Origin of the sequence: Saccharopolyspora sp. (assembly GCF_017434145.1) — a bacterium.
In the GTDB taxonomy this organism is placed as follows: domain Bacteria; phylum Actinomycetota; class Actinomycetes; order Mycobacteriales; family Pseudonocardiaceae; genus Saccharopolyspora_C; species Saccharopolyspora_C galaxeae.
Window position 1 is genome coordinate 1 of record NZ_JAFRFW010000306.1, and the last position, 6,870, is coordinate 6,870.

6 protein-coding genes are annotated in these 6,870 nt (G+C 70.5%); 4 read left to right on the plus strand and 2 right to left on the minus strand.

Going from position 1 to position 6,870, the window contains the following annotated elements; genetic code table 11:
• Positions 1 to 1,014: lysylphosphatidylglycerol synthase transmembrane domain-containing protein (locus IJH84_RS08455; protein ID WP_295142377.1), on the plus strand; the 1,014-nt coding region annotated here is incomplete at its 5' end.
• A gap of 36 nt (positions 1,015 to 1,050) precedes the next feature.
• Here the strand turns inward: IJH84_RS08455 and IJH84_RS08460 are convergent.
• The gene (locus IJH84_RS08460; RefSeq protein WP_295142385.1) at positions 1,051 to 1,647 is read right to left on the minus strand and encodes a TetR/AcrR family transcriptional regulator; all 597 of its coding nucleotides are present in this window, start codon (positions 1,645 to 1,647) and stop codon (positions 1,051 to 1,053) included.
• 265 nt (positions 1,648 to 1,912) lie between these two features.
• On the opposite strand from IJH84_RS08460, the gene IJH84_RS08465 reads away from it, so the two are divergent.
• From IJH84_RS08465 to IJH84_RS08475, 3 genes are all read left to right on the plus strand, one after another.
• Positions 1,913 to 2,716, plus strand: coding sequence for an SDR family NAD(P)-dependent oxidoreductase (locus IJH84_RS08465; protein WP_200071717.1), 804 nt, complete (start codon positions 1,913 to 1,915; stop codon positions 2,714 to 2,716).
• 187 nt (positions 2,717 to 2,903) lie between these two features.
• Positions 2,904 to 4,031, plus strand: a complete 1,128-nt coding sequence (locus IJH84_RS08470) for a DUF5938 domain-containing protein (RefSeq protein ID WP_295142380.1) — start codon at positions 2,904 to 2,906, stop codon at positions 4,029 to 4,031.
• A 64-nt stretch (positions 4,032 to 4,095) separates the two neighbouring features.
• Positions 4,096 to 5,634, plus strand: coding sequence for a long-chain fatty acid--CoA ligase (locus IJH84_RS08475; RefSeq protein WP_295142382.1), 1,539 nt, complete (start codon positions 4,096 to 4,098; stop codon positions 5,632 to 5,634).
• Between the two features lie 115 nt (positions 5,635 to 5,749).
• Here IJH84_RS08475 and IJH84_RS08480 read toward each other — a convergent pair whose 3' ends face one another.
• Positions 5,750 to 6,628: a tagatose-bisphosphate aldolase gene (locus IJH84_RS08480; RefSeq protein WP_295142383.1), complete on the minus strand. Its 879-nt coding sequence runs from the start codon at positions 6,626 to 6,628 to the stop codon at positions 5,750 to 5,752.
• Positions 6,629 to 6,870: the final 242 nt, after the last annotated feature.

Here is a 6,870-nt window from a genome sequence, read left to right on the forward strand (position 1 = left end):
ATCAGCGCGCAGGCCCCGAAGGGGCGCTACCGGCTGGCCGCGCTGCGCGAAACGCTCGCGGACCGCACCGGAGTCGCGGTTCCGGGCCTGCGGTCACCGGTGCGGCCGGGCACCGTGATCGGCCTCCTGCTGATCGCCGCGGGCATCTACCTGCTGCTGCCGGAGCTGTCCGGGATGGGCCGGGTGCTGGACGCGTTGCGCCGCGCCGACTGGGCATGGCTGGCGGTCGCGGTGCTCACCGGGCTGCTGGCGACCCTCATGTCGTCGATCTCCATGCTCGGCTCCAGCCCGAACGCCCTGCCGTTCTGGCGCACCCTCGCGGTCCAGGTCGCCGCCGGTTTCACCGGGCGCACGACGCCGAGCGGCGCGGGCTTCTTCGCCATCAACGTCGTGTTCATGGAACGCCTCGGGTTCCGCCGCTCGCTGGCGGTGGGCGTCACGATGCTCAACCAGGCCGCTGTCGGCGCGGTCGCCTTCGTGATCTGCGTGATCGGGCTGTTCAGCGGCGGGTTGTCCCGGGTCGTGCAGAACCTGCGGATTCCGACGAGCGCCCTGTTCGTGGCGCTGGGAGTGCTGGTCGTCGCGGTCGGTGTCGTGTTCGGGATTCCTGCCGTGCGCAAGCGGATCGTCGGGTCCGCGGTGGAGGTCGCCCGCGAGCTGTTCGCGGTGCTGCGGCATCCGGTGCGGGCGGCGCTGCTGTTCGGCGGGTCGCTCGGCTACCTCGTGGTCTCCGGCGCAGGGCTGGCCGCGTGCCTGGCCGCCATCTCCGCGGATTTCTCCTGGGTGTCGGCGATCGTCGTGTTCGTCATCGGCAACACCCTCGGCCACCTCGCGCCGTCGCCGGGTGGGCTCGGAGCGGTCGAAGCCGTGCTGATCGCGGGCCTCGGGGCGATCGGTGTCCCGCCGACCGCCGCGGTGACGGCCGTGCTCACCTCGCGGCTGCTGACCTACTGGCTGCCCGTGCTGCCCGGCATCGCCATGTTCCGCTACCTGCAGCACCGCCACACCATCTGAGCTCGCCGCCGAAGGTCCGGGCGAACACCAGCAGGTTCAGCCGAACGCCAGCGCGAACACCCGGGGCAGCTCCGCTTCCAGGCGTGCGACCTCGTCGTCCCGCCCGCTGAGCGAATGCCGCAGCCCGGACTGGAAAACGCCGTCGAACACCGCGTAGGCGGTGCCGGGAGACATCGCCGGTCGCGCACCGGAAAGCTCGGCGTAGCGGGTGATCACCCGCCAGATCATCTCTTCCCGCCGCTTGTCGATCTCGCGCACGTCCTCGCGGAAGGACGCCTCGAACAGGCTTTGATTGCGCAGGTCGTACCAGAGCCGGTGCAGCGGCGCGTCCGCGCGCAGCGTTTCCAGGTACTTGGCGATGAATCCGTCGCGCAGCTGCGCGGCGCTCGCGGCGTTGTCGATCACCTCGTCGTACCTGGTGACGCACACGGCCTCGTACTGCCGGACCGCCTGGGTGACCAGGTCCTGCTTGTCCGCGAAGTAGTAGTGCAGCACCCCGTGCGAGAACTCGGAGTTGTGCGCGATCTCCCGCAGGCTCGTCCGCGCGTAGCCGAGGTCGGCCAGCGTGTGCAGCGTCGCGACGGCGAGTTCCCGGCGCCGCGCCTCGAACTTGTCGACCTGGCGGCGGGCGATCCGCTGCTGCTTCGTCTCGGTGACTTCCTCGGTGACTTTCTCGGGGACTTCCTCGGGGGCTTCGGTCACGTCCTCGTCCTGTCGGCCGGCTGCGGTGCGCGCGATGCGGCTGCCGCGAACAGTGTATCGGCAGGCGTACCGATCTTGCTTGACGACTGTCCAACGAATCCTTGACGACTGTCAAAGACGCTGTCTACGGTGCGATCCACACCGCACGGCCGATCTCGCGAGCCGTGCACGCAGCGATCTCAACGAGGAGATTCGGATGACCAGTTATGCCCTGACCGGCCGAAAAGCCCTGGTGACCGGGGGTGCGCGCGGATTGGGCGCGGGCATGGCCGATGCGCTGGCCAAGGCGGGCGCCGACGTCGTGATCGGCGACGTGCTCGAGGACGAGGGCAAGCAGACCGCGCAGTCGCTGCGCGACGCGGGCGCCACCGCGGAGTTCGTCGAGCTGGACGTCACCGACGAGGCGAGCTGGACCGAGGCGGTCCAAGGCGTGGTCCGCGAGATCGGCGGGTTCGACGTACTGGTGAACAACGCCGGCGTGGAGATCACCAGCCTGATCGTCGATCTCGATCCGGCCGACGTGCGCAAGATGCTCGAGGTCAACGTGCTCGGCACCGCGCTCGGGGTCAAGCACGGATTCCGCGCCATGCGCCCCGGAGGCGCGGCCGGGCGCGGCGGCGCGGTGATCAACATCGCGTCGGTGGCCGCGACGATCGCCTTCCCCGGCATCTCGCTGTACTCGGCGACGAAGTCGGGCATCGACCGGCTCACCCGCGTCGCCGCCGCGGAGTCCGGCAAGCTCGGCTACGGCGTCCGCGTCAACAGCATCTTCCCCGGTCTCACACCTACCGCGATGGGCAATCAGCTCGCGGCGGACTGCGCCGCGGCCGGTCTGTTCCCGTCCCCGGAAGCGGCCGCGCAAGCCGTCGTGGAGCAGACCCCGCAGGGACGCCTCGGGCAGGTCGACGACATGGCCGACGCCGTGGTCTTCCTCGCCTCCGACGCCGCGAAGTTCATCACCGGTGCGGGGCTGCCGGTCGACGGCGGCATGGGCATGTGACCGGTTCCGCGAAGCGAGTTTCACATAAGGAGTGTTTAGGAAGCGGTTTGCGTACTCCCTACGCGGCGTCGGCGCTGTCCTCGCCAGAAGACGCCTGAGAACCCGCCGGTGTTCGGCCTGAGTCCTCGCGCACCGCAAGCGGCTGACGCCGCTTCTTAAAAGACCCCAGTACGGAAGGAAGTTTTTCGTGGCCACTGACAAGCGCGTTGTCGTCTACGGCGCATCCGGCTACACCGGGCGGCTGATCTGCGAGTACCTGCGCGAGTACAACATCCCGTTCCTGGCCGCGGGCCGGAACCAGCAGCGCGTCGCCGACGCCGTCGCCGCGGTGCCCGGCATCGAGACCGTCGAGTACGAGGTCGCCGAGGTCGAGCACACCGCAGCGGCGCTGGCCGAGCGGTTCCGGGGCGCCTCGGTCGTGCTCAACACCGTCGGCCCCTTCGCCCGCTACGGGCACGAGGTCGCGCAGGCGTGCCTGGACATCGGCGCGCACTACACCGACACCAACGGCGAGCAGAACTGGATGATCGACGCCGAGCAGCGCTGGGGCGCCGAGTTCGCCGCGCGGGGGCTGCTGCTCACCCCGGGGCTGGCGCAGATGTACAGCATCGGCGAGATCGCGGCCAACATCTGCCTGGAAACGCCCGGCCTGGACACCCTCGACATCGAGGTGTTCTGGAAGGGCTATCCCACGGTCGCCTCGACCAACACGATCCTCACCAACGCGGCGTTCGCCGAGGCGTACTACCTCGAGCAGAACGAATACGCGGCCTGGCCCGCGGAGGGGTGGCCCACCGAGTTGTCCGTTCCCGGCCAGCACGAGCTCGGTCTCGCGTTGCCGTGGGGCGGCACCTCGCATCCGGTTTGGTTCAAGAACGATCCGCGAGTGGCCAACGTGCGCGCGCTCGGCGGCGTGTTCAACCGCCCGCTGATGCAGGCCGTCCCGCAGATCGTCAGCTCCGCGCTGCAGCAGATGGAAGGCCTGTCCACAGCGGAGAAGTACCGGGTCATCGATGCGACATCGGCCGAGGTGCGCAGTGAGATGCCGCCGCGGGAGAACCCGCGCATCAACACCTCGCTCGACTCGGTCTACGCCTCGGGGCCGCTGGGCCGCGCGCACTGCGTGATCCACGGCAACTGCAACTACAAGCAGACCGCCCTGATGAACGTGCACGCGGCCGCGGAACTGCTGCAGCAGCCGCCGCGCAAGACCGGGTTCGCCTCCAGCTGCCAGGCCTTCGGGCACCGGGAGCTGCTGGGCACGCTGCGCGCGTTCGGCCTGGTGCTCGAGCCGATTCTGGAAGTCCACCAGTGATCCGGGTGCGCCGGCCGCCACGCGTGCCGGCCGGCGCACCGGCGACCCCCGTTTCGAGGTAGCGATGCAGCTGGCCGACTACTTGGACAAGGGCGCCTCCCTCGGAGGCGATCAGCCCTGCTTGACGACCAACGGTGAAACGCGCACCTATGCGCAGGTGCAGCAGCTGTCCCGGCGGATCGCGGGGGCGCTGCAAGGCTCCGGGATCGGCGAAGGCGACCGGGTGGCGGTGTTGTCGGCGAACGACCCGCTCGCGCTCACCTGCGTGTTCGGCGTTTCTCGCGCGGGAGCGGTGTGGTGCCCGGTCAATCCGCGCAACGAGGCGGCCGAGAACCGGCAGCTGCTGGAGATGTTCGGCTGCCGCTGCCTGTTCTTCCAGCAGAAGTTCGCCCCGCTCGTGGAGCGGATCCGCGGCGAGCTGCCGGAGCTGACCACCCTGGTGTGCCTCGACGGCGAAGCCGACGGTGCCGAGAGCTTCGACGCGTGGGTCGAACGCCACCAGCGGCAGCCGGCCGCGGTCTCGCGCACCGGCGATCAGCTCGCCATGCTCGCGGGAACCGGTGGCACGACGGGGAGGCCGAAGGGCGTTCGGCTGACCGGCACCAACATGGCGACCGCGACCGCGATGACGCTGGTGAGCTACCCGTTCGGCGAACGGCCGCGGTACCTCGCGCTCGCGCCGCTGACCCATTCCGCGGGTGTGCTCACCTTCCCGATCATGGCGCTCGGCGGCGAAGTCGTCATCATGCCGAGCCCGGACCTCGGCGAGTTCCTGCGGCTCGTCGAGCGGCACCGCATCACGCACGCGTTCCTGCCGCCGACGGTGATCTACGGGTTGCTGGAGCACCCCGATCTCGATTCGGCGGACCTGGAGTCGCTCCGGTGCCTCTGGTACGGCGCCGCTCCCATGTCTCCGGCGCGCCTGCGGGAGGCGCTGAGCAGGATCGGGCCGGTGCTCGGGCAGTTGTTCGGCCAGACCGAGGCGCCGAACATGATCTCGACGCTCGCCCCGGCCGAGCACTTCCGCCCGGACGGGTCGATCGCCACCGAACGGCTCACTTCGGCGGGGCGCCCGACCCCGCTGACCCAGGTCGCCGTGCTGGACGCGGCCGGCACCCCGCTGTCGAGGGGCCAGCGGGGCGAGGTCGTGGTGCGCGGGCCGCTGGTCATGGCGGGTTACCACAACGATCCCGAGGCCACTGCGGAGGTGAGCGAGCACGGGTGGCACCACACCGGCGACATCGGCTACCTGGACGAGGACGGCTTCCTCTACATCGTCGACCGCGCCAAGGACATGATCATCACCGGTGGGTTCAACGTGTACTCGGCCGAGGTGGAGCAAGCGCTGCTGGCGCACCCCGCGGTGCAGGACGCCGCGGTGGTCGGCCTGCCCGACGAGAAGTGGGGCGAGCAGGTGACGGCGGTCGTGCAGCTGCGCGCCGCGCAGCAGGCGACGCCGCACGAGCTGACGGCTTTCGTCAAGGAACGGCTCGGCAGCGTGAAGGCGCCGAAGCGGCTCGACATCTGGCCGGACCTGCCGCGGTCGAAGATCGGGAAGGTGCTCAAGCCCGACATCAAGAGCAGGCTCGGATCGGGCGGCTGACCGCCGACGCCGATGACCGCTGCTGCGGAATCTCCAGCAGCCGGCGGGGAAAGGCGGCGAGACGCTTCGCCGCGCAGCGCACCGGCGCCGACGGTGCCGGTGCGCTCCCGGCCCGCTACGCGTCGACTGCGGCTTCGAGTTCCCGCAACCGCGGCAGCGCCCGCTCGGTGAGCTGCCGCCCGCGGATGTCGTGGCTGATCGAGAGGCTGTCCTTCCACAGCGAACGCCCGGCCATCGCGCCGGCGGCACCGTTGTCGACCGCGACCTTGACCTGGCCGACGAACGTTTCGTGGTCTACTCCGGCCGACAGCACCGCCCACGGCACGCCGTCGGCGGCTTCGGTCACCGCGGCGCACGCCTCGGCCGAGCCCGGGTACTGCAGCTTCAGCACCTTCGCTCCGCACTCCACGGCCAGCCGCGCGCCATCGGCGACCAGCTTCGGGAACGCGGCCGCGTAGGCTTCGTCCGACTCGTCGTCGAGCTGGTAGGTGAGCAGCTCGACGATCAGCAGCACGCCCTCGTCCGCGCACTCCCGCACCAGGTCGCGAATCTGCTGCGCCACCAACGATTCCGGGCCCTGGCGGTCCGGGCGGGTGTAGAAGAGCATCTTCGCGACATCGCCACCGAGGTCGCGGACGCGGCGCGCCGTCACGCCGTCCACGTAGCGCGTGTGGCGCAAGCCCTCGACGGTCTCGTAGCCGGACGCGTCCATGCCGACGACCAGGCCGGTGTCCCGCGCGAGCGTGCCGTCGTCGACCACGCCGGGCAGCGCGACCTCGGCGTCGAGCAGGATGGCAGGCGCCCGGTTGGCGAGGAACCGGACGAGGTCGGCCTTGGCCTGCGCCAGCTCACCGGCGCTGATGCCGGCCTCCGGTGCGTCCTTCATCGCGGCCTTCATGCCGTTGCGCTGGTCGGCGGCGACGATCAGCATCCGGCCCGCCGGGGTGGAGATCGTCGCCAGGCCCCGGCGTTCGGGCGTCGTCAGTGCGTTCATCGGTGTTCCTCCTGCGTTGCGGGTTCGGGTGCGGTCGGGCCGGGGGAGATCAGGTCGGAGTCCTCGGGCCGGGTCTTCAGGCCGGGGTGCTCAGGCCGCGCGATCAGCCGGAAGCAGTCGGGAGGCGATCCGGGCGGCGCCGAAAGCGGTCTCCTGCGAGCGTTCGGATGCGGAGATCCGCGGCAGCACGCGGTCCCGGGCGCGGCGGACGCTGCGCATGTCCGCCCAGCCGCCGGTGAGCG